An 18,376-nucleotide genomic window follows, 5' to 3' on the forward strand; every position below is an offset into this window, starting at 1 on the left:
AGAGCTGGCATGGGCCGCATCGGCGGCGCTTTGTTGGGTGCTGACCTGGGCAGTGATGTCGCTGGCAAATTTGACCACTTTGTACAAGCGGCCCTTGTTATCGAAGATTGGGTTGTATGAAGCCTCCAGATAGACCGTCTGCCCTTGCTTGTTCACCCGCTCGAAGCGATGGGAGTGGTACTCGCCGCGATTGAGCGAGGCCCAGAACTCACGATAGGCACCAGACTCTCGCTCATGGGGCAGGCAAAACAGGCCGTGGTGGCGGCCCTCGACTTCTTCCAGGCGATAACCCATCGTCTGAAGGAAGTTGGCATTGGCCTTGATCACGCGGCCCTGAGGCGTGAACTCGACCACCGCCATGGAGCGGCCTATGGCCTTGAGCAGGCTTTCGCTTTCGTGCTCGTCCTTCACACGCTGGCTGATGTCGGCCGCAATCTCGATGACGCTGGTGACGTGCTGTTGCTCGTCCAACACCGGCATATAGCTGGCCTCAAGCCAAACTTCACGGCCGGCCTTATCGACCCGTTCGAACGTGCCGCTGATGGCCTTGCCCTGAGCCAGCTGCTGCCACAACTGCTGGTACTCGGCGCTTTGGGCGTAGCCGGGGTCACAGAACAGGCGGTGGTGCTTGCCACGCAGTTCGTCCACGCTGTATCCCAGTGCGTTACAGAAGTGGGTATTGGCATCGACAATGACGCCCTCGGGCGTGAATTCGATCATAGCCATGCAACGGCTTATTGCGGCCAGCTTCGCCTGGGTATCGGTTAGGGCCTTGCGGGTGCGCTGTATTTCGATAAGGTCAGATTTGCGATGGAAGTCGAACATGGCGCCAGGGTCCTTTGTGCGCAGACTTTCTGAGAATAGATCGACATTTTTACCATGCAAGCCACTTGCTACCACCTTGGAATTAGGCCTTTTGCAGTGTCGATTTCCGCTTGCCGCTAGGTACTTTCGCGCACCATCAGTTCAAAGCCCAAGTCCTGCTGTTCAGCTGCCACGCGCTTGCCATCGAGCAGCGCCAGCAAGGCCTGCGCCGCGCCTCGACCAACGGCTGCCCTTGGCGTGCGGATGGAGGTCAGGCGCGGCACCATGTGCGCCGAAGCGGGCAGGTCGTTGAACCCAACCATGGCCACCTGGCGAGGTACTTCGATGCCTTGACGCAGCGCTTGCAGGACCGCCCCCTGGGCTAGGTCGTCGTTGCAAAAGAAAATGCCATCCACATCCGGGGCTTTGGCCAAAAGCTGGCTGAACAACTCACTGCCCAGTTCGATGGACGATGGCTGCGGCGCCAGTATCTCAAGCTCAGTGGCCTGCATGCCCGCTTCGGCCAGGGCTTGGCGGAAACCTTCGGCGCGCTGCATCACCCGCGGGTCGAGCTGCGCGGCAATGAACGCGAGGCGCCGGCGCCCACGTTCGATCAGGTGCAGCGCTGCCGCACGCCCGGCCTGTTGCTGTGAAAAGCCGACAGATAAAGCGCCCTGCTCACCCCCGAGCTCCATCATGTGCACACAGGGTACACCGCTGGCCGCGAGCATCTGTCGGGATGTATCGCTGCGGTCAAAGCCAGTGAGCAAAATCCCGCAGGGTTGATACGCCAGGTAGTTGCGAATCAGATTTTCTTCTTCATCGAGATCATAGTGGTAGTTACCAATCAGCACTTCTAACCCGCGCGGCCGCATGACCTCATGGATGGCCTCCAAAGTGTCGATGAACAATTGGTTGGACAATGACGGGATCAACACAACGACAGACTGACTGCGCGCCGACGCCAAAGCACGTGCCGCAGGGTTTGCGACGTAGCCCAGCGAGGCAGCGGCGGCCGTGACCTTCAGCACAAGTTCAGGAGCAACCGTACTAACCCCGCGTAATGCGCGCGAAGCGGTGATAGGAGAAACGCCGGAAAGCCTGGCGACTTCCGCCAACGTAGGACGACCTGTGGTGCGAGAGCCAATGCGAGTCATGAATGTTGTAATTTTACTACTTGCAGGAATGGGGAACGGCCACTAAGGTAGCGCTGTCTCAGGACGCAGGCAATGTAATCTTTGGTAGTGGCCAATACAGTGCTCTGCCAAGCGTCCATACTGCGTAAGGACAAGTCCAATAACACTGGGCAGACGGTGCTTTGTTGTCTACAAGACAGCGCTATCTCGCCCCGCAGGAGGTACTGATGAATTCTTCCCTGTCCGCCATCGTGGTGATGGGCGTGGCTGGCTGTGGCAAAAGCTGCGTCGGCGATGCCATAGCCAAGCGAAGCGGCGGTCGCCTGATCGAAGGCGACGCGTTTCACCCTGCCGAAAACATCCGCAAGATGAGTGCTGGCATCCCACTGGATGACAATGACCGCGCAGGTTGGTTGGTGCGTCTTGGCCAGGAGTTGCAAGCGGCGGTCCAGGCTGGTGAGCGACCCATACTCACCTGCTCGGCACTCAAACGCCGCTACCGCGACACACTGCGTGACGCCATGCCGGAGCTGGTATTCGTGTTCCTCGAACTTACCCCGAGCGAGGCCGAAAAGCGCGTACTTGCACGCCCTGGGCATTTCATGCCGGCCAGCCTGATCGACAGCCAGTTCGCCGCATTGGAAGTTCCCCATGGCGAACCGTTGACCCTGACCCTGGATGCCACCCAGCCAATAAACGTGCTGGCCGAGGCGGTCGACGCGTGGTTAAAGCCCCACGGTGACCGGAACCTGGCGCGCACTGCCTGAACCGGCAGTTTCCTGGCTCACCGAAGATAGCGCTGTCTTGCCGCCCAAAAGCGCCGCCACCTGATCCATTGCTACGCCCAAAACAACGATAAGACCGAGGCATCAAAACCATGTTCGGACTCGCTACAGATACTTACCTATTGCTCGACGCGCTGGTCACCATCGTCGGGCTGATACTGCTGATCACCCACTTCAAGGTTCACCCCTTCGTCGCATTGACGTTGGCTGCAGGCTTCCTCGGCCTGACATCCGGCATGCCGGTAGCCAAGGTCATGAAATCGTTCCAGGACGGTTTCGGCGGCGTGCTCGGCTTTGTCGGTATCGTCCTTGCCCTTGGCACGATGCTAGGCAAACTAATGGCCGATTCCGGCGGCGCCGACCAGATCGCTCAGACGTTGATTCGCGCTTTCGGCAAGAAGAACGTGCATTGGGCAATGATGTTCGCTGCTTTCCTGGTCGGCATACCGCTGTTCTTCGAAATCGGCTTCGTGTTGCTGATCCCACTGGTGTTCATCGTCGCGCGGCGTTCGGGAGTGTCGCTGATCAAGATTGGCATTCCGCTACTGGCTGGCCTTTCGGTGGTCCATGGCCTGGTGCCGCCGCACCCGGGCCCACTGCTGGCGATTGGCATCTTTCATGCCGATATCGGCAAAACCATCTTCTATGGCCTGCTGGTCGCTCTGCCCACGGCGGTCATTGCCGGCCCGCTGTTCGGCAATTTCATTGCGCGCTACATTCCCGGCAACCCGTCGCAGGAGCTGATGGACCAGATCGCCAAGGAGTCTGACCAAGGCAACCTGCCAAGCTTCACCATCACCCTGGTCACCGTCCTGCTGCCGGTGGCGCTGATGCTACTGAAGACCTTCGCCGACGTGGTATTGCCAGCCGAGCATATTTTCCGTCAGTGGATGGACTTGATCGGCCACCCCATCACCGCCCTGCTAGCCGCGTTGTTGCTGGCTTTCTGGACCTTTGGTGGCGCGCGCGGCTTCAGCCGTCAGCAGATCATGAAGATGCTCGACCAGAGTCTTGCCCCCACCGCAGCCATCGTATTGATCGTGGGTGCCGGTGGCGGCTTCAAGCAGATGTTGGTGGACACTGGCGTAGGCAACGTGATTGGGCAAATGGCCGTACAAGCTCAAATTTCACCGATCCTGCTCGCTTGGCTGGTGGCAGCGGTTATCCGCATCGCAACCGGCTCGGCCACCGTAGCGACGATCACCGGTGCCGGCATCGTTGCTCCGGTAATCGACCTGGTGCCAGGGGTTAACCGAGAGCTGTTGGTGCTGGCCACCGGCGCCGGGTCGCTGATCCTGTCTCACGTCAACGACGCTGGATTCTGGCTGGTGAAGCAGTATTTCAACATGACCGTTGCCGAAACCTTCAAGACCTGGAGCATGATGGAGACGATTCTGTCGGTGGTTGGCATCATCTTCATCATGGCGCTGTCGACGGTGGTGTGACCGCTGATCGGACAGATGGCACCTGGGCACCCTGGGTAGGGCCCAAACAATGAATGAGCCCTACCCTACGCAAAGGAGTCTGCCATGACCCGCTCGACCCTGATATTACTAGCGTTGCTCACCTCGCCCTTGGCCCTTGCGGTTGGAACCGGCCCCACCTACCCCGACGATCCCCATAACCCTGCGCCCCAACCGGGTGTCGACAGCACCTTGAACCCCATCGAAAAGCCCATGCCACGCAGTACTGACCCGCGGCTGCAGGGTGACGACAAACAGAACCTACCCTCTACCCCGCAGGACAACCGAGACCTGCCCGGCATGGACGGTACAGGCTCAGAAGGGGCTGGGGGACAGGGCGGCAACGGTTCTGGCGCAAGCAAGTGACCAGTTTAAAGCCAGCCGCGAACTCCGGTTCGCGGCCCTTTCCTCGATCGGCACTAAGCAGTTGAGCCTTTAATAGTCAAAGCGGTCCACAGCCCGCCTGCGCTCATTGTCATCACGCCGATCATAGCCGGCCGTCGTCTGGATATTGGCGTGATGCGCCAGCTTCTGCGCAATCGACAGGTCATGCTCCTCGATCACTCGCGTGATGAAGGCCCTGCGAAAGTCGTGAGGCATTATTTTCACCCCAACCTGAGCGCCACGTTGGCGTGCGATGTAGTAGATCGCATGTTTGGTAATCCGCGCGCGCGTGATATGGCTACCACGGCGAATGCGATTGAACAGGAATGGGTCGTCCGCCGCGCCTTCGGGAAGTGAATGCCTGCGCAAGTCCAGCCAGGCCTGCAGCTTTTCGAATGCCCAGGGCGGAGCATATTTAATGAGCTGGCGATTACCTTTGCCCGTTACCTGCAGGCTGCGAGCCTGGAAGTCGACTTGATCGAGATCGATGTCCACCGATTCCGACTTGCGCATGCCAGTGCCATACAGCAGGGCAATGATTGCTGCGTCCCTTACACCCTGAGGGCGTGGATCGGCTTCGCACAAGTCCATCAATTCGCGAATCAAGCTGCGCCGTAGATTGCGCCCGGGGGGCAAGCGGCTACCCGACGCAGGCTTGACTTCACGGATGCGTAGCAATTGCTCGTGATCGATCATGCCTAAGCGCCAGGCTTCGTTCATCACCCCGCGCACGGCATTGACATAGAGCGACGAACTGTTCGGCGCGTAACCATCTGCGCGCAAAGCCGCCACCAATCCAATCACATGACCCGGCTCCAGCCTGTGCCAGGGCACATCGGCAAGGTTGCAATCGATGAAGCCGAGACGGTCGGCGGCGTCCTGGAGAATGTAGCGCATGGTCTGCTGGCTGGACGGCGCTAGCCGGGCCAGGTATTGCAACAAGGGGTTGTGTGAAGGGCTGGGCAAAACAATGGATCCTGAAGCGAAGCAAGGCGACGGCAGCAATGGTACCGTAAACGGCGCCCTTTGATCGAACCCAGGCCCGGATAGGCGCTGTGGTCTAGAGTGCATCCCATGACCCACTGTGCGAGCGCCTATGGTTTTCCACCGCCTGACCCGGACTCACCCACGCCTGATCGTCGCCGCCATCGCAGGCGTTGTCGGTGCTTGGTTCATCCCGGCCGCCGATCCCATCCAGCGCGTGCTTGCCGGCTGGAACCTGGGCGTCTGGCTGTACCTGCTGCTGGTTCTAGCACTGACCTTGCGGGCGACGCCCGACACCGTACGCAAGGTCGCGCAGATAGAGGACGAGAATGCAGGCGGGGTGCTGTTGGTGGTGTGCGTGGCAGCCATCGCCAGCCTGGCTGCAGTCACCCTGCAATTGGTATCCAGCCGTGGCCTGCAAGGCAGCGCGCTGGCTTTGCATTACCTTTATACCGGGATGACGGTTGCAGGCTCGTGGCTGCTGATCGGTTGCATCTTCAGCCTGCACTACGCCCGGATATTCTATACGGGAGCTGGTGATACACCGGCTCTGCGCTTCCCCGACGATGAACGCAACCCCGATTATTGGGATTTTCACTACTTCTCGTTCACCATCAGTGTTGCCGTGCAGACTTCCGATGTCGGCGTAGGCGGCAGGCGCATGCGCCGGGTGGTGTTGGCCCATTCATTGGTAGGCTTTGTATTCAATACTGCAATTCTTGGCTTCACCATCAACATCGCCGCAGGCCTTCTCGGCTAGCCCTCATGCTGCACACGCCGCGATACGCCAGTAGCGACGCCGGTGGTGATCGATGCCCCACCCCATAGTAACCGTACCGGCCCCGGCCATGCATTGAGTGAGCGTGTAATAGCCCATGACTGTCTCGCTGGCGGTCATACCCCACCGCTCGTCCGAAAAAACCGGGTGAGGAACATCCATAAACCTAACACGGCGAACAGGTCAGCCCTACGCGGCGCGCGGGGAAAACGTTTGCCTGCCCATTTGCTGAAACACGGCTTGTTTGCGCGGGCTGTGACGGCCGTCATGCATTCTTACATTTGTCATCTCCCCCGCAGAATATGAGGGGCAACAGGTGCTATTGTTAAGTTCCCTGCATCGAGCGGCGAACCCGGCACTTTTTAGGAGGCTGGCATGAACAAGATGACGTTCCCCAATGCCTGCCAGGTGATGCGCTGGCATTTCCATCCCTTAGGCTTCGAGGCCAGCATGGATGCGCCACGAAGCATGGTCGCGCGGCTTTTTGACCGTACCACCGGCGTGACATTGCTGGCCATCGCTGGCATACCCTGCACGGCAATCATGGCCGCCGCCGATGTGGAGCGCATCATCGAGGCTGTGGAAGCCGAGATCGAAGCGTTCGCCCCACCCGTGCGCCTATTGAATGCCGGTTAGGCCACCGCTTCGTTTCCATCGCGCGACGCCTGCATCCTGCTCATGAACTGCTCAGCCGGCATAGGCTGACCGAGCAGGTAACCTTGAAGTGAGTCGCAGCCCAGGCGAGTGAGGAAAGCTTGCTGGCCGCCGGTTTCTACTCCTTCGGCAACGATGCGCAAGCCCAGCGCCTGCCCCAATGCGACGATCGCTGAAATGATCGCCGCATCGTCGCTGTCCTGTTCCAGGTCGCGCACAAAACCGCGGTCGATTTTCAGCTCATTGGCCGGCAGGCGCTTGAGGTACATCAGGCTCGAATAACCCGTGCCGAAGTCATCGATCGACAAGTCAACGCCCATATCCGAGAGGCGCTGCAGCACCATCAAACTTGCATCGGCGTCGTGCATTGCCGTGGTTTCGGTGATTTCCAGGGTCAGACAATTGGCTGGCAGACCGTGTTCGCGCAAGGCGCGGGCGACGCTGTCGACCAGGCCGGGGTGGCTGAACTGAATAGCGGACAGGTTGACCGCCATGCGCCAGTCAGCCTGACCTTGGTCGAGCCAGCAGCGCATCTGCCGGCAGGCTTCGTGCAGCACCCACTCACCGATTGGAATGATTAGAGCAGTTTTTTCCGCCAGGCCAATGAAACGGTCGGGCTGCATCAAACCATGCTGAGGATGCTCCCAGCGCAACAACGCTTCGGCACCTATGGGCGCGCAGGACTTTGCGTCGAATTTGGGTTGATAGTGCAGGCGGAACTGCCCTTGCTCCAATGCTGCGCGCAGATCCTGCAGCAGCTGCAACTGTTGCCGAGCGTTGCTGTTCATCGACGCATCGAAGAAGCAGTAGCCATTCTTGCCGACACTTTTGGCGTGGTACATCGCCGCGTCGGCATTGCGCAGCAGCTCAAGCTGGTCCTGCCCATTGCCAGGGTACAGCACAATGCCAAGGCTCGCCGTCAGTTGCAGATCGTGCTCAGCGACGCGGAAAGTGCGCGAGACCAGATTGACCTGTTTGACCGCTACGTCCATGGCATCTTCCGGCTCGCGTAGCTCCACCAGCAGCACGAATTCGTCGCCGCCGATCCGCGCCAATGTGTCCTGGCTGTGCAGATGACCGCGCAAGCGCGCAGCTACGGCCTTGAGCAACAGATCGCCGACATGATGGCCAAAGGCATCGTTGACTGGTTTGAATCCGTCCAGGTCAATGAACATCAATGCAAAACAACCGCCCCGTTCTGCCACTTTACCGATCGCCTGATCGATGCGATCCGATAGCAGCGTGCGGTTTGGCAGCCCTGTCAAGGTATCGTGCAAGGCCAGCTGGGTGAGCTCCTGGTTTGCAAGGGTGAGCGAATGGGCCAACGCGGCCGTGCGTGCCTCAAGGCGCGCATCCAGCACCGAGGTCAGCAAAGCCACCGCCAGCACCGCCAGGGTTGTGATCAACACCAGATAAACCAAGCTGTTGCCCTGCAGCCCGTTGACCAGCGCCCCGCAGTAGCTGCCCTCGGTAAAATTCGCCGCAGCCATGCCGGTGTAGTGCATGCCGACGATGGCAACGCCCATCACCATGGCTGCCAGCCCACGGATCTGACGCACATAGGGCGTATGCATACGCAAGCGGAAGGCAATCCATAATGCCGCTGCTGAAGCGCCTACCGCGATTGCCAGTGAGGCGCCGAACAACGCCGGGTCGTAATCGATACCCGGCAGCATGCGCAGCGCCGCCATGCCGGTGTAATGCATGCAGGCTATACCAATGCCCATGGCCAGCGCGCCGAATGCCAACTGCAGCCAAGGCAAGCTTGGCTGACTGACCAGCCACAAAGCAAAACCGGAGGACAGCACGGCGATCAGCAGCGAGTAGGCAGTAAGGCTGATGTCGTAACCCAAGGCGATGGGCAGGCTGAACGCGAGCATGCCAATGAAGTGCATCGACCAGATACCAATCCCCATGGCCAGCGCTCCGCCGCCCATCCACAGATACACCCCACGGCCCTTGGCAGTGGCAATACGACCGGCCAAGTCCAGAGCAGTGTAAGAAGCCAGCATGGCTACGCAGAGTGAAATCAGAACCAGCGCGGGGGAGTAACTACCGGTCAGCATTGGAGAATCCAGCTCGGGACAGGAGGGCCAGGAAAAGCTGACGATTGTACTCAAGCGTTGGCGAAACGCACGCGGTTTGTAGCGCAGGAAATGGATCCAAAAATAGCCGTCAACACCTGCAAAGCATTGGTTTAGCGGGGTGGGATGGCCAATGAAGGCATATTGCCACTTGTCGGCAAATCATGCTGACTGCAGCAGCGCTTCGAACATGCGTGCTGGGATTGCGCAAGGCACTCTGCCAGGCCAGCAAAAGCCCTAATCGTGGTCGACGAACGCCTGCTCTGCATCCCAGCCGCCACCCAAGGCAGCAATCAGTTGTACGCTGGCCACCAGCCGCCCCTGCAGCAGGGTCAACGCGCTGCGCTCGTTGCTCAGGGCAGTGGTTTGTACGTTGACCACGTCCAGGTAGCCGATCAAACCGGCCCGGTACTGGTTTTCGGTCAAGCGCAACGATTCGCGCGCTGCGTCCAATGCCTCTTGGCGAACCACGGCCTCGTCAGCGTATACCTTCAATTGCACCAGGTAGTTTTCCACTTCCTTGAAACCGTCGAGCACCGTCTGCCGATACTGCGCCACGGTCTGGTCATAGACGGCCTGAGTGCGGTCAACCTCGGCACTGCGCTTGCCAGCGTCAAACAACGTCAGAGCCAGCTGCGGGCCTACCGACCAGTATCGGTTCGGTAGCTCGATCCAGTTGCTGAAGCTGCTGCTGGAGTAGCCGCCACTCATGCTCAGGCTCAGATCGGGGAAGTATGCCGCGCGGGCCACACCGATGTTGGCATTGGCAGCCATCACGCTACGTTCGGCGGAAGCAATGTCCGGCCGGCGTTCGAGCAATTGTGATGGTAGCGCCATGGGAATTTGCGGCAACGCGGGTATGCGCTTGCTATCGGCCAGGGCGAACTGTGCCGGCGCCCTACCCAAGAGTACAGCGATGGCGTTTTCAAACTGTGCACGCTGCCAGATCAGATCGATCAGGTCGGCCTGAGTCGATTTGAGCTGGGTCCGCGCCTGGGCCACTGCATCCGGGCCGGCGACACCGGCTCTGTATTGGTTTTCATTCATTCGCAGCGACCGTTCGTAAGTCGCGACTGTGGCCTCAAGCAAACGTTTCTGCTCATCGATCACCCGCAGTTGCAGGTAATTCTGCACCAGCTCCGATTGCTGACTAAGGCGAATCGCGGCGAGGTCAGCGAAGCTTGCCTGTGCGCTGGCCTCGTTGGCATTGAGCGTTTCGCGCAATTTGCCCCACAGGTCGATCTCCCAACTGACGCCCAGTTGTGCGTTGTAGGTGTTGCGGATGCCGCTGCTGTTGTTGGACAGGCTCGAACTGGAACTGCCAGCACCTTGGGCCGAGCGGTTCTTGCTGGTGGTCAGGTCCAAACTGGGGAACAGTGACGCTCGGCTGCTGCGCACCAGCGCCTGGGCCTGGCGGTACTGAGCTTCGGACTGCGCGACGGTCTGGTTGTTGCGGTTGAGCTCCTCCACAAGCGCGTTCAACCCGGGGTCACCGTAAATTTCCCACCAGGCGCCACGGGCAATGGCATCGGACGGGTTGGCCTGAGTCCAGCCATCGGCCTGCTTGTATTGCGCTGGCGTACTCAGGGCCGGGCGGTGGTAGTCCGGGCTCAGAGTACAGGCACTGAGCATGGCCACACAGAGCCCCGCGCCGGCCAAGCGTGAGCCGCGTCCACGGGTCAATAATTGCAAGGCGCGGTGAATTCGGGTGTGGGCAAAGTTCATAACGGCGTGTCCAGAGCAGCGTCGGTGCGAATACCGCGCCAATGGTTGAATCGGTGACGCAGGCGGTCCAGATACAGATAAACCACCGGTGTCGTGTACAGGGTCAACAACTGACTGACCACCAGGCCGCCAATGATGGTCAGGCCCAATGGCTGGCGCATTTCGGCACCTTCGGCACGGCTGATCAGCAGCGGCAGCGCACCCAGAATAGCCGCAAGGGTGGTCATCAAAATGGGCCGCAAGCGCAGCAGGCAAGCGCGACGGATCGACTCCTCCGGGCTCAGGCCCTGGTGACGCTCCAGTTGCAAGGCCAGGTCGATCATCAGAATGGCGTTCTTTTTCACAACGCCAATGAGCAGGAACAGGCCCAGCAACGAAATCAGGCTGAACTCGCCGCCGGTGGCATACAAGGCCAGCAGCGCACCTACACCAGCTGACGGCAAGGTCGAGAGGATCGTCAGAGGGTGAATGTAACTTTCGTAGAGGATACCCAGCACCAGATACACCAGTACCAAGGCTCCGAGAATCATGAACGGCTGCCCTTCCTGGGTCTTGGCGAACGCACTGGCCGTGCCGCCGAGCTTGGCAATCACTTCCTCGGGCAGGCCCAGCTTGGCTATTTCACGCTCCACGGCCGCCATGGCTTGGTCGGGGCTGTAGCCTTCGGCGACGTCGAAGGCGATGTCCTCAGACGCGAACTGCCCTTCGTGGCTGACCCGATCGTTGGCCAGGCTGTTCTCGTAGTGAGCGATGGTCGACAGCGGTACACGCGCACCCTCGCTGGTGATTACCTGGACCTGCTCCAACGTGGTCGGGTCCCAGGCGTACTTGGGGTTGATCTCCAACACCACCTGATACTGGTTGAGGCTGTCGTAGATGGTCGAAATCTGCCGCTGGCTGTAGGCGTTATTCAGCACGGCGGTGACCATGTCCATGTCGATGCCCAGGCGCTTGGCCTGGTCGCGGTCCACCACCAGCGTCACCTGCTGGGTGCCGGAACCGTCGCGGGCGTCGATGGCGGTGAGCTCGGGCAATGCGCGCAGCGCTGCAACCACCTTGGGGAACCACTGGCGCAGGGCAGCGAGGTCGCCGCTCTGCAAGGTGTACAGATATTGTGAGGAAGTTTGGTCGCGGCCGCCCCCGCCCAGCTGCAGGTCTTGGTCGGCCATCAGGAACAGCCGCCCACCGGGTACTTTGGGCATCTCTTTACGCAGACGTTCGATGACCTTCTGAGCATCGAGCTTGCGCTCGCTGATGGGCTTGAGCCGCACCAGCACCATGGCGTTGTTGGTGCCGCTGTTGCCGCCGATGAAGCCGGCAACGCTCTGCACCGCAGGGTCGGCAAGCAAGGCTCGGCGGTAGGTTTCCATTTTTGGCTGCATCACACTGAACGACAGCCCATCGTCCCCGCGGATGAAGCCCATCAACTGGCCGGTATCCTGTTGAGGCATCAGTGTCTTGGGCACCACCACATACAGGGCGATATTCAGGCCGATGGTCGCCAGCAGGCTGATCAGGGTCAAGCGCTTGTGACGCAGCGCCCAGCCAAGGCTACGATCATAGGCATCGACCATGCGCTGATGTGCTTTGTCGCTCCAGCGCTGCAGGCGAGTCTGCTGCGCACGATGGGGTTTGAGCCAGCGCGCGCAGAGCATTGGCGTGAGGGTCAACGACACCACCAGGGAGACGATGATCGCTGCCGCCAGCGTGATCGAAAACTCCTGGAACAGGTTACGCACGATGCCACCCATGAATAGGATCGACACGAACACTGCCACCAGCGAGACGTTCATCGACAGCAAGGTGAAGCCCACTTCCCTGGCGCCGAGGAATGCGGCGCGCATGGGCGGCTGACCGTCCTCAATGTGCCGGGAGATGTTCTCCAGCACCACGATGGCATCGTCCACCACCAGCCCCGTGGCCAAGATCAGTGCCATCAACGACAGGTTGTTCAGCGAGAACCCACACAGGTACATCACCGCGAAGGTGCCCACCAGCGACACCGGCACCGCCAGGCTGGGGATCAGCGATGCACGCAAGCTGCCGAGGAATAGATACACCACCAGGATCACCAGTACCACGGCGATCAGCAGCGTGTGCTCGGCTTCCTTGAGGGTGGCCTTGATCACCGGCGAACGGTCCATGGCCACATTGAGCTGCACGCTGGCCGGCAGCAGCGACTGCAAGGCCGGCAACTGGGCCTTGATCTGGTCGACGGTCTCGATGATGTTGGCGCCGGTCTGGCGGTTGATCACCAGCAGTACCGCGCTCTGATCGTTGAAGAAGCCACTGTTGTAACGGTTTTCCACGCCATCGGTCACGGTCGCTACGTCAGACAGGCGCAAAATGGTGCCATTGGACTGCCGAATTACGATCGGTTCGTAGTCCTTGGCAGTTTCCAACTGGTCGTTCGCCCGCACCTGCCAGTTACGCTCGGCATCCTCGACAAACCCCATGGGCCGACGCTGGTTGGCGTTCGATACCGCGTTACGCACCTCGTCCAGAGAGAGCGCGTACTGGTTCAGCAACTGCGGCTCGACAGCGATGCGCACGGCAGGCAAGGAGCTGCCGCCGATCTGCACTTCCCCTACCCCACTGACTTGGGCAAGGCTCTGCGACAAGATGGTGTCAGCCAAGTCGTAGAGCTGGCCTTTCTGCAGCACGCTGGAGGTCAACGACAGCACCATGATCGGAGCCTGCGACGGATTTATCTTCTTGTAGGTGGGCATGCTGCGCATGCCACTGGGCAAGAGATTGCGCGTGGCGTTGATCGCAGCCTGCACCTCACGCGCTGCGCCGTCGATGTCCCGGCCCATTTCAAAGCCGATGATGACCCGAGTGGAGCCTTGGTTGGAGCTACTGGTGAGCGTGGTGACGCCCGCGATGCTGCCCAGTTTGCGTTCCAGCGGCGTGGCAACGGTGGCGGCCATCACTTCAGGGCTGGCACCGGACAGGTTGGCCTGCACCACGATCACGGGGAAGTCCATCTGTGGCAACGGTGACACCGGCAACAGACCGAAACTGACGCCTCCGAGCAACATGATCGCCAGGCTCAGCAACATGGTCGCCACCGGCCTGCGGATGAAAGGCCCGGACAGGTTCATGCCTGGGCCTGCTGCGGGTCATGCTTTGGCCGCCAGCGCCGGGCAAGGCGGTCGAAATACAGGTAGATGACCGGTGTGGTGAACAGCGTCAGCACCTGGCTCACCAGCAAGCCGCCCACCATCACCAGGCCCAACGGCTGGCGCAGCTCCGCACCCGAGCCGGTGGCAAGCATCAGGGGCACGGCGCCAAAAAGCGCAGCCAGGGTGGTCATCAGGATCGGCCGGAAACGCAGCAGCGCCGCCTGATAGATGGCATCTCGCGGGCTCATGCCTTGATGACGTTCGGCCTCCAAGGCGAAATCGATCATCATGATCGCGTTCTTCTTGACGATGCCGATCAGCAGGATGATGCCAATGATGGCGATCATGCCCAGATCGTTGCCACTGAGGATCAATGCCAGCAACGCACCGACTGCCGCCGACGGCAAGGTCGACAGGATGGTCACCGGGTGGATGTAACTCTCATAGAGCACGCCGAGCACGATGTACATGGTCACGATGGCGGCCAGGATCAGCAGCAAGGTGCTCGACAGCGAGGCCTGGAAGGCTTCGGCCGCCCCTTGGAAGCGAGTCTGCACACCGAGCGGCATACCGATGTCCTGTTGCACCTGCTCGATCACTTTGACCGCCTCACCCAGGGATGCGCCATGGGCAAGGTTGAACGACAGGGTCACCGCCGGGAACTGCCCGATATGCGAAATGGCCAGTTGCGCCTGCCGCTGTTCGATGCGCGCTAGCGCCGAGAGGCGTACCTGGCCGCCATCGGTGGCCTTGACGTGAATCGACTCCAACGCCGACGGGCCGATAGTGGCCGCATCCTGGGCCTGCAATACCACTCGATACTGGCTGGCCTGGGTGTAGATGGTGGAAATCTGCCGCTGGCCGAAGGCGTCGTACAGTGCGTTGGTAATTTGCGCCACGGTGATGCCAAGACGGCTGGCCATGTCGCGGTCGATCACCAAGTAGACCTGCAGGCCCTTGTCTTGCAGGTCACTGGCAACGTCCTGCAACTGCGGGCGCTGCTGCAGAGCCTGCACCAGCTTGCCGCTCCACTGCGCCAGCAGGTCGGCGTCTGGTGAGGACAAGCTGAACTGATATTGGGTGCGGCTGACCCGGTCTTCGATGCTCAGGTCCTGTACCGGCTGCATGAACAAACGAATACCCACCAGCTTGTCCAGCTGAGGTTGCAGGCGGCTGATCACTTCCCCTGCAGTGACGTCACGCTCGCCATGGGGCTTGAGGTTGATCAGCAAACGGCCGCTGTTGAGGGTAGCGTTGTCGCCATCGACGCCAATGTAGGACGACAGGCTCTGTACGGCCGGGTCCTGCAGGATGACCTTACTCAAGGCCTGCTGACGCTCGCTCATGGCGGCGAACGAGGTTGACTGCGGCGCTTCTGATATGCCCTGGATCACCCCGGTGTCTTGCACGGGGAAGAAGCCCTTGGGCACCACCATGTACAGAAGCACGGTCAGTGCCAGAGTCGCCACGGCCACCAGCAGGGTCAGCGGTTGATGCCTGAGCACCCACTGTAGGCCACGGCCGTAATGTTTGATCAACCAGTCGATCCACGCGCCACTGGCACGGTAGAAGCGGCTCTGTTCGTCCTCACGGGGTTCACGCTTGAGCAAGCGCGCGCACATCATTGGGGTCAGGGTCAGCGAAACCACCAAGGAAATCAGGATCGCCACCGCCAGGGTAATGGCGAACTCGCGGAACAAACGCCCGACTACATCGGCCATGAACAGCAGCGGGATCAACACCGCAATCAGCGAAAAGGTCAGCGAAATCAGAGTGAAGCCGATCTGTCTGGCGCCTTTGAGGGCCGCCTGCAAGGGCGTTTCGCCCTCCTCGATGTGCCGGGATATGTTCTCGAGCATGACGATGGCATCGTCGACCACGAAGCCGGTGGCGATGGTCAGCGCCATGAGCGTGAGGTTGTTGATCGAAAAACCGGCCAGATACATCACCCCGAACGTCCCCACCAGCGACAGGGGTACGGCAATTGAGGGGATCAATGTGGCGCTGAAGCGGCGCAGGAACACGAAGGTGACCATCACCACGAGCACAATGGCAATCAGCAATTCATGCTGCACGTCTTTGACCGCCGCGCGGATGGTCTGGGTACGGTCGGTGAGCACCGACACATCAAGGCCAGCAGGCAGGTTATCGGTGATCGACGGCAGCAGCTCTTTGATGCGGTCGACTACCTCAATGACGTTGGCGCCCGGCTGGCGCTGGATGTTCAGCAGTACCGCCTGATTTTGGTTGGCCCATGCAGCCAGCCGCTCGTTTTCCGCGCCGTCGACGATTTCCGCGACGTCCTTCAAGCGCAGCGGCGCGCCGTTGTTGTAGGCGAGAATGAGGTTGGCGTATTCCTCTGGCGAGCGAAGCTGATCGTTGGCGTCGAGCATCGACACCCGGGTTGGGCCGTCGAAGTTGCCCTTAGGCTGGTTGACGTTGGATGCGCCTATCAAGGTACGCACGTCGTCGAGGTTCAGGCCGTTGGCAGCGAGCGCATCGACATTGACCTTGATCCTCACTGCCTGACGCTGGCCACCGGCGATGCTCACCATACCCACGCCGCTGATCTGCGCGAGTTTTTGCGCCACGCGGGTATCGACCAGGTCATTGAGCTTGGGCAACGGCATGGTCTTGCTGGATATGGCCAAGGTCAGCACAGGGGTGTCGGCGGGGTTGACCTTGTTGTACACAGGCGGCGCCGGCAGATCGCTGGGCAGCAGATTGCTGGCGGCGTTGATCGCAGCTTGTACTTGCTGCTCGGCAACGTCCATGTTCATGTTCAGGCTGAAACGCAAAGTCAGCACCGAGGCACCACCGGAACTGGTCGAGGCCATCTGCTCAAGCCCGGGCATCTGGCCGAACTGGCGCTCCAAGGGTGCGGTCACCGCGCTGGTCATCACCTGCGGGCTGGCGCCGGGATACAGTGTCATGACCCGGATGGTCGGGTAGTCGACCTGGGGCAAGGCCGATACCGGCAACAACGTGTAGGCGATCAACCCGGCCAGGACGATGGCCAACATGGTCAGCGTGGTTGCGACCGGGCGTAGAATGAACAGCCGCGACAGGTTCATGCGCCCGCCTTGCCTGCCGCTGCGCCAGTAGGCGCGTCATGGCTTTGCGCCGAGCCCTTGCCATCCTGGCCCTGCAGGTGCTGGCCCGGGGTGCTCGGCACTTGCGAGCTGTCCTCGACCACTTCCACCTGGGTACCCTCGCGCAAGCGGTCGGTCCCTTCCAGCACAAGGCGGTCGCCGGCTTTGAGCCCATCGAGGATCACACTGCTCTGGCCATCACTGGCACCGACTTTGAGCTTGCGGATATTGACCTTGCTCTGGTCATCGACCACATAGGCGAAAGTGCCATCGTTGCCGAACTGCACAGCTGCCGCCGGGGCCAATACCACCTGCTTGAGCGTGTCGGCGAGCAGGCGGACATTGACGAACTGGTTGGGGAACAGTGCCAGGTCTTTGTTCTCGAAACGGCCTTTGAACTTCAGGGTGCCAGTGGTGGTGTCGATCTGGTTATCGATGCTGCCGAGCACACCGCTAGCTTGCAGCTTGCTGTCGCTGCGATCCCAGGCCTCGACAGGCAGGCTGGCGCCGCTGCGGTAGCGCTCCAGCACCGTACTCAACTCGGTTTCTGGCAGGGTGAAGGCCACATTGATCGGTTCGGTTTGAGTGATCACGACCAGCGCGGTGGTGTCATTGGCGGCCACCAGGTTGCCCAGATCAAGCTGGCGAAGGCCGACACGGCCACTAATGGGCGCGCGGATCTGAGTGAAATCGAGGTTCAGGCGGGCATCGTTGACCTGCGCCTGATTGGTTTTGACCAGCCCCTGGTATTGAGCCACCTGGGCTTGGGCGGTATCGAGGGTCTGCTTGGCGATGCTGTCCTGGGCGTACAGGCCCTTGTAACGGGCCAAGTCAACTTGAGCGTTCTTGAGCTGAGCCTGGTTCTGGGCCAGCGTGCCCTCAGCCTGCTGTAGGGCAATGCGATACGGGCGTGGATCGATTTCAGCGAGCAGATCGCCGGCCTTGACCTGCTGGCCCTCCTTGAACAGGATCTTCACCAGCTCGCCGGCCACACGACTGCGCACATTCACCGTATTGGTGGCGGTGACCGTGCCCAGGGCTTTGTAGTAAAGCGGGAAATCACCCACACGAACAGGCTCGACACGCACGGGCACCGGGTCGGTGGAGCCACCGAAACCAGGCCGCCCGCCCATCATGCCCGCGCCTTTACCACCGCGCCCTGTGCCGGCCGCTTTGTGCTCGGGTGTTGCAGCGGGCCACAGCCACCAGGCCAGCAGAGCCACCAGCAACAGGATCAGCAGGCCAACGAGCCAGCGACGAGGGGAACGGGAGTTGGACACTTGCATGGGTTGAACGAACCTTGTTCGGAAATGGCAGCGTGGGAGGTTGAACGATAAGCACTGACTGTGGTTAAGCAAAGCC

12 protein-coding genes and 1 pseudogene are annotated in these 18,376 nt (G+C 60.6%); 5 read left to right on the forward strand and 8 right to left on the reverse strand.

All coding sequences use genetic code 11. The features are described from left to right. Positions 1-42 precede the first annotated feature (42 nt). Positions 43-825 (reverse strand): annotated as a pseudogene (locus HU725_RS23150) (PAS domain-containing protein); the annotation flags it as partial. 116 nt (positions 826-941) lie between these two features. Further along, complete coding sequence (gene gnuR, locus HU725_RS11675) at positions 942-1,961, reverse strand: transcriptional regulator GnuR (RefSeq protein WP_186477331.1); 1,020 nt, start codon at positions 1,959-1,961, stop codon at positions 942-944. A 206-nt stretch (positions 1,962-2,167) separates the two neighbouring features. Here gnuR and HU725_RS11680 point away from each other — a divergent pair, with 206 nt between their 5' ends. From HU725_RS11680 to HU725_RS11690, 3 genes are all read left to right on the forward strand, one after another. Beyond that, positions 2,168-2,707, forward strand: coding sequence for a gluconokinase (locus HU725_RS11680; RefSeq protein WP_186477332.1), 540 nt, complete (start codon positions 2,168-2,170; stop codon positions 2,705-2,707). A 110-nt stretch (positions 2,708-2,817) separates the two neighbouring features. Beyond that, positions 2,818-4,170, forward strand: a complete 1,353-nt coding sequence (locus tag HU725_RS11685) for a GntP family permease (RefSeq protein ID WP_186477333.1) — start codon at positions 2,818-2,820, stop codon at positions 4,168-4,170. Positions 4,171-4,254: 84 nt separating this feature from the next. After that, the gene (locus tag HU725_RS11690; protein ID WP_186477334.1) at positions 4,255-4,554 is read left to right on the forward strand and encodes a hypothetical protein; all 300 of its coding nucleotides are present in this window, start codon (positions 4,255-4,257) and stop codon (positions 4,552-4,554) included. Positions 4,555-4,623: 69 nt separating this feature from the next. Here HU725_RS11690 and HU725_RS11695 read toward each other — a convergent pair whose 3' ends face one another. Continuing rightward, positions 4,624-5,469, reverse strand: coding sequence for a site-specific integrase (locus tag HU725_RS11695; protein ID WP_371326759.1), 846 nt, complete (start codon positions 5,467-5,469; stop codon positions 4,624-4,626). A 199-nt stretch (positions 5,470-5,668) separates the two neighbouring features. Between HU725_RS11695 and HU725_RS11700 the strand changes: the two genes are divergently transcribed. Together HU725_RS11700 and HU725_RS11705 are read left to right on the forward strand one after the other, a co-directional pair. Beyond that, positions 5,669-6,316 carry a DUF1345 domain-containing protein gene (locus HU725_RS11700; RefSeq protein ID WP_186477335.1) on the forward strand — a complete coding sequence of 216 codons (648 nt, stop codon included), beginning with the start codon at positions 5,669-5,671 and terminating at the stop codon, positions 6,314-6,316. Between the two features lie 393 nt (positions 6,317-6,709). Next, positions 6,710-6,970 (forward strand): DUF1652 domain-containing protein, encoded by a 261-nt coding sequence (locus HU725_RS11705; protein WP_186477336.1) that lies wholly within the window; start codon positions 6,710-6,712, stop codon positions 6,968-6,970. Here HU725_RS11705 and HU725_RS11710 read toward each other — a convergent pair. From HU725_RS11710 to HU725_RS11730, 5 genes are all read right to left on the reverse strand, one after another. Next, a complete protein-coding gene (locus tag HU725_RS11710; protein WP_186477337.1) occupies positions 6,967-9,054 on the reverse strand; it encodes a putative bifunctional diguanylate cyclase/phosphodiesterase in 2,088 nt (695 codons plus the stop codon). The genes HU725_RS11705 and HU725_RS11710 overlap by 4 nt on opposite strands. 255 nt (positions 9,055-9,309) lie before the next feature. Then, on the reverse strand, positions 9,310-10,797 hold the full coding sequence (locus HU725_RS11715; protein ID WP_186477338.1) for an efflux transporter outer membrane subunit: 1,488 nt from the start codon (positions 10,795-10,797) through the stop codon (positions 9,310-9,312). Next, positions 10,794-13,901, reverse strand: coding sequence for an efflux RND transporter permease subunit (locus tag HU725_RS11720; protein ID WP_186477339.1), 3,108 nt, complete (start codon positions 13,899-13,901; stop codon positions 10,794-10,796). Before HU725_RS11720 ends, HU725_RS11715 begins: the two co-directional genes overlap by 4 nt. Continuing rightward, positions 13,898-16,996: an MdtB/MuxB family multidrug efflux RND transporter permease subunit gene (locus tag HU725_RS11725; protein WP_186477340.1), complete on the reverse strand. Its 3,099-nt coding sequence runs from the start codon at positions 16,994-16,996 to the stop codon at positions 13,898-13,900. The genes HU725_RS11720 and HU725_RS11725 overlap by 4 nt, the downstream gene beginning before the upstream one ends. Then, complete coding sequence (locus tag HU725_RS11730) at positions 16,993-18,300, reverse strand: MdtA/MuxA family multidrug efflux RND transporter periplasmic adaptor subunit (RefSeq protein ID WP_186477341.1); 1,308 nt, start codon at positions 18,298-18,300, stop codon at positions 16,993-16,995. Before HU725_RS11730 ends, HU725_RS11725 begins: the two co-directional genes overlap by 4 nt. Positions 18,301-18,376: the final 76 nt, after the last annotated feature.

Source organism: Pseudomonas promysalinigenes, from assembly GCF_014269025.2.
GTDB lineage: Bacteria > Pseudomonadota > Gammaproteobacteria > Pseudomonadales > Pseudomonadaceae > Aquipseudomonas > Aquipseudomonas promysalinigenes.

Coding starts and splice junctions, on each gene's coding strand:
- gnuR (WP_186477331.1), bottom strand. CDS start 1,961: ATGACTCGCATTGGCTCTCGCACCACAGGTCGTCCTACGTTGGCGGAA.
- HU725_RS11680 (WP_186477332.1), top strand. CDS start 2,168: ATGAATTCTTCCCTGTCCGCCATCGTGGTGATGGGCGTGGCTGGCTGT.
- HU725_RS11685 (WP_186477333.1), top strand. CDS start 2,818: ATGTTCGGACTCGCTACAGATACTTACCTATTGCTCGACGCGCTGGTC.
- HU725_RS11690 (WP_186477334.1), top strand. CDS start 4,255: ATGACCCGCTCGACCCTGATATTACTAGCGTTGCTCACCTCGCCCTTG.
- HU725_RS11695 (WP_371326759.1), bottom strand. CDS start 5,469: ATGCGCTACATTCTCCAGGACGCCGCCGACCGTCTCGGCTTCATCGAT.
- HU725_RS11700 (WP_186477335.1), top strand. CDS start 5,669: ATGGTTTTCCACCGCCTGACCCGGACTCACCCACGCCTGATCGTCGCC.
- HU725_RS11705 (WP_186477336.1), top strand. CDS start 6,710: ATGAACAAGATGACGTTCCCCAATGCCTGCCAGGTGATGCGCTGGCAT.
- HU725_RS11710 (WP_186477337.1), bottom strand. CDS start 9,054: ATGCTGACCGGTAGTTACTCCCCCGCGCTGGTTCTGATTTCACTCTGC.
- HU725_RS11715 (WP_186477338.1), bottom strand. CDS start 10,797: ATGAACTTTGCCCACACCCGAATTCACCGCGCCTTGCAATTATTGACC.
- HU725_RS11720 (WP_186477339.1), bottom strand. CDS start 13,901: ATGAACCTGTCCGGGCCTTTCATCCGCAGGCCGGTGGCGACCATGTTG.
- HU725_RS11725 (WP_186477340.1), bottom strand. CDS start 16,996: ATGAACCTGTCGCGGCTGTTCATTCTACGCCCGGTCGCAACCACGCTG.
- HU725_RS11730 (WP_186477341.1), bottom strand. CDS start 18,300: ATGCAAGTGTCCAACTCCCGTTCCCCTCGTCGCTGGCTCGTTGGCCTG.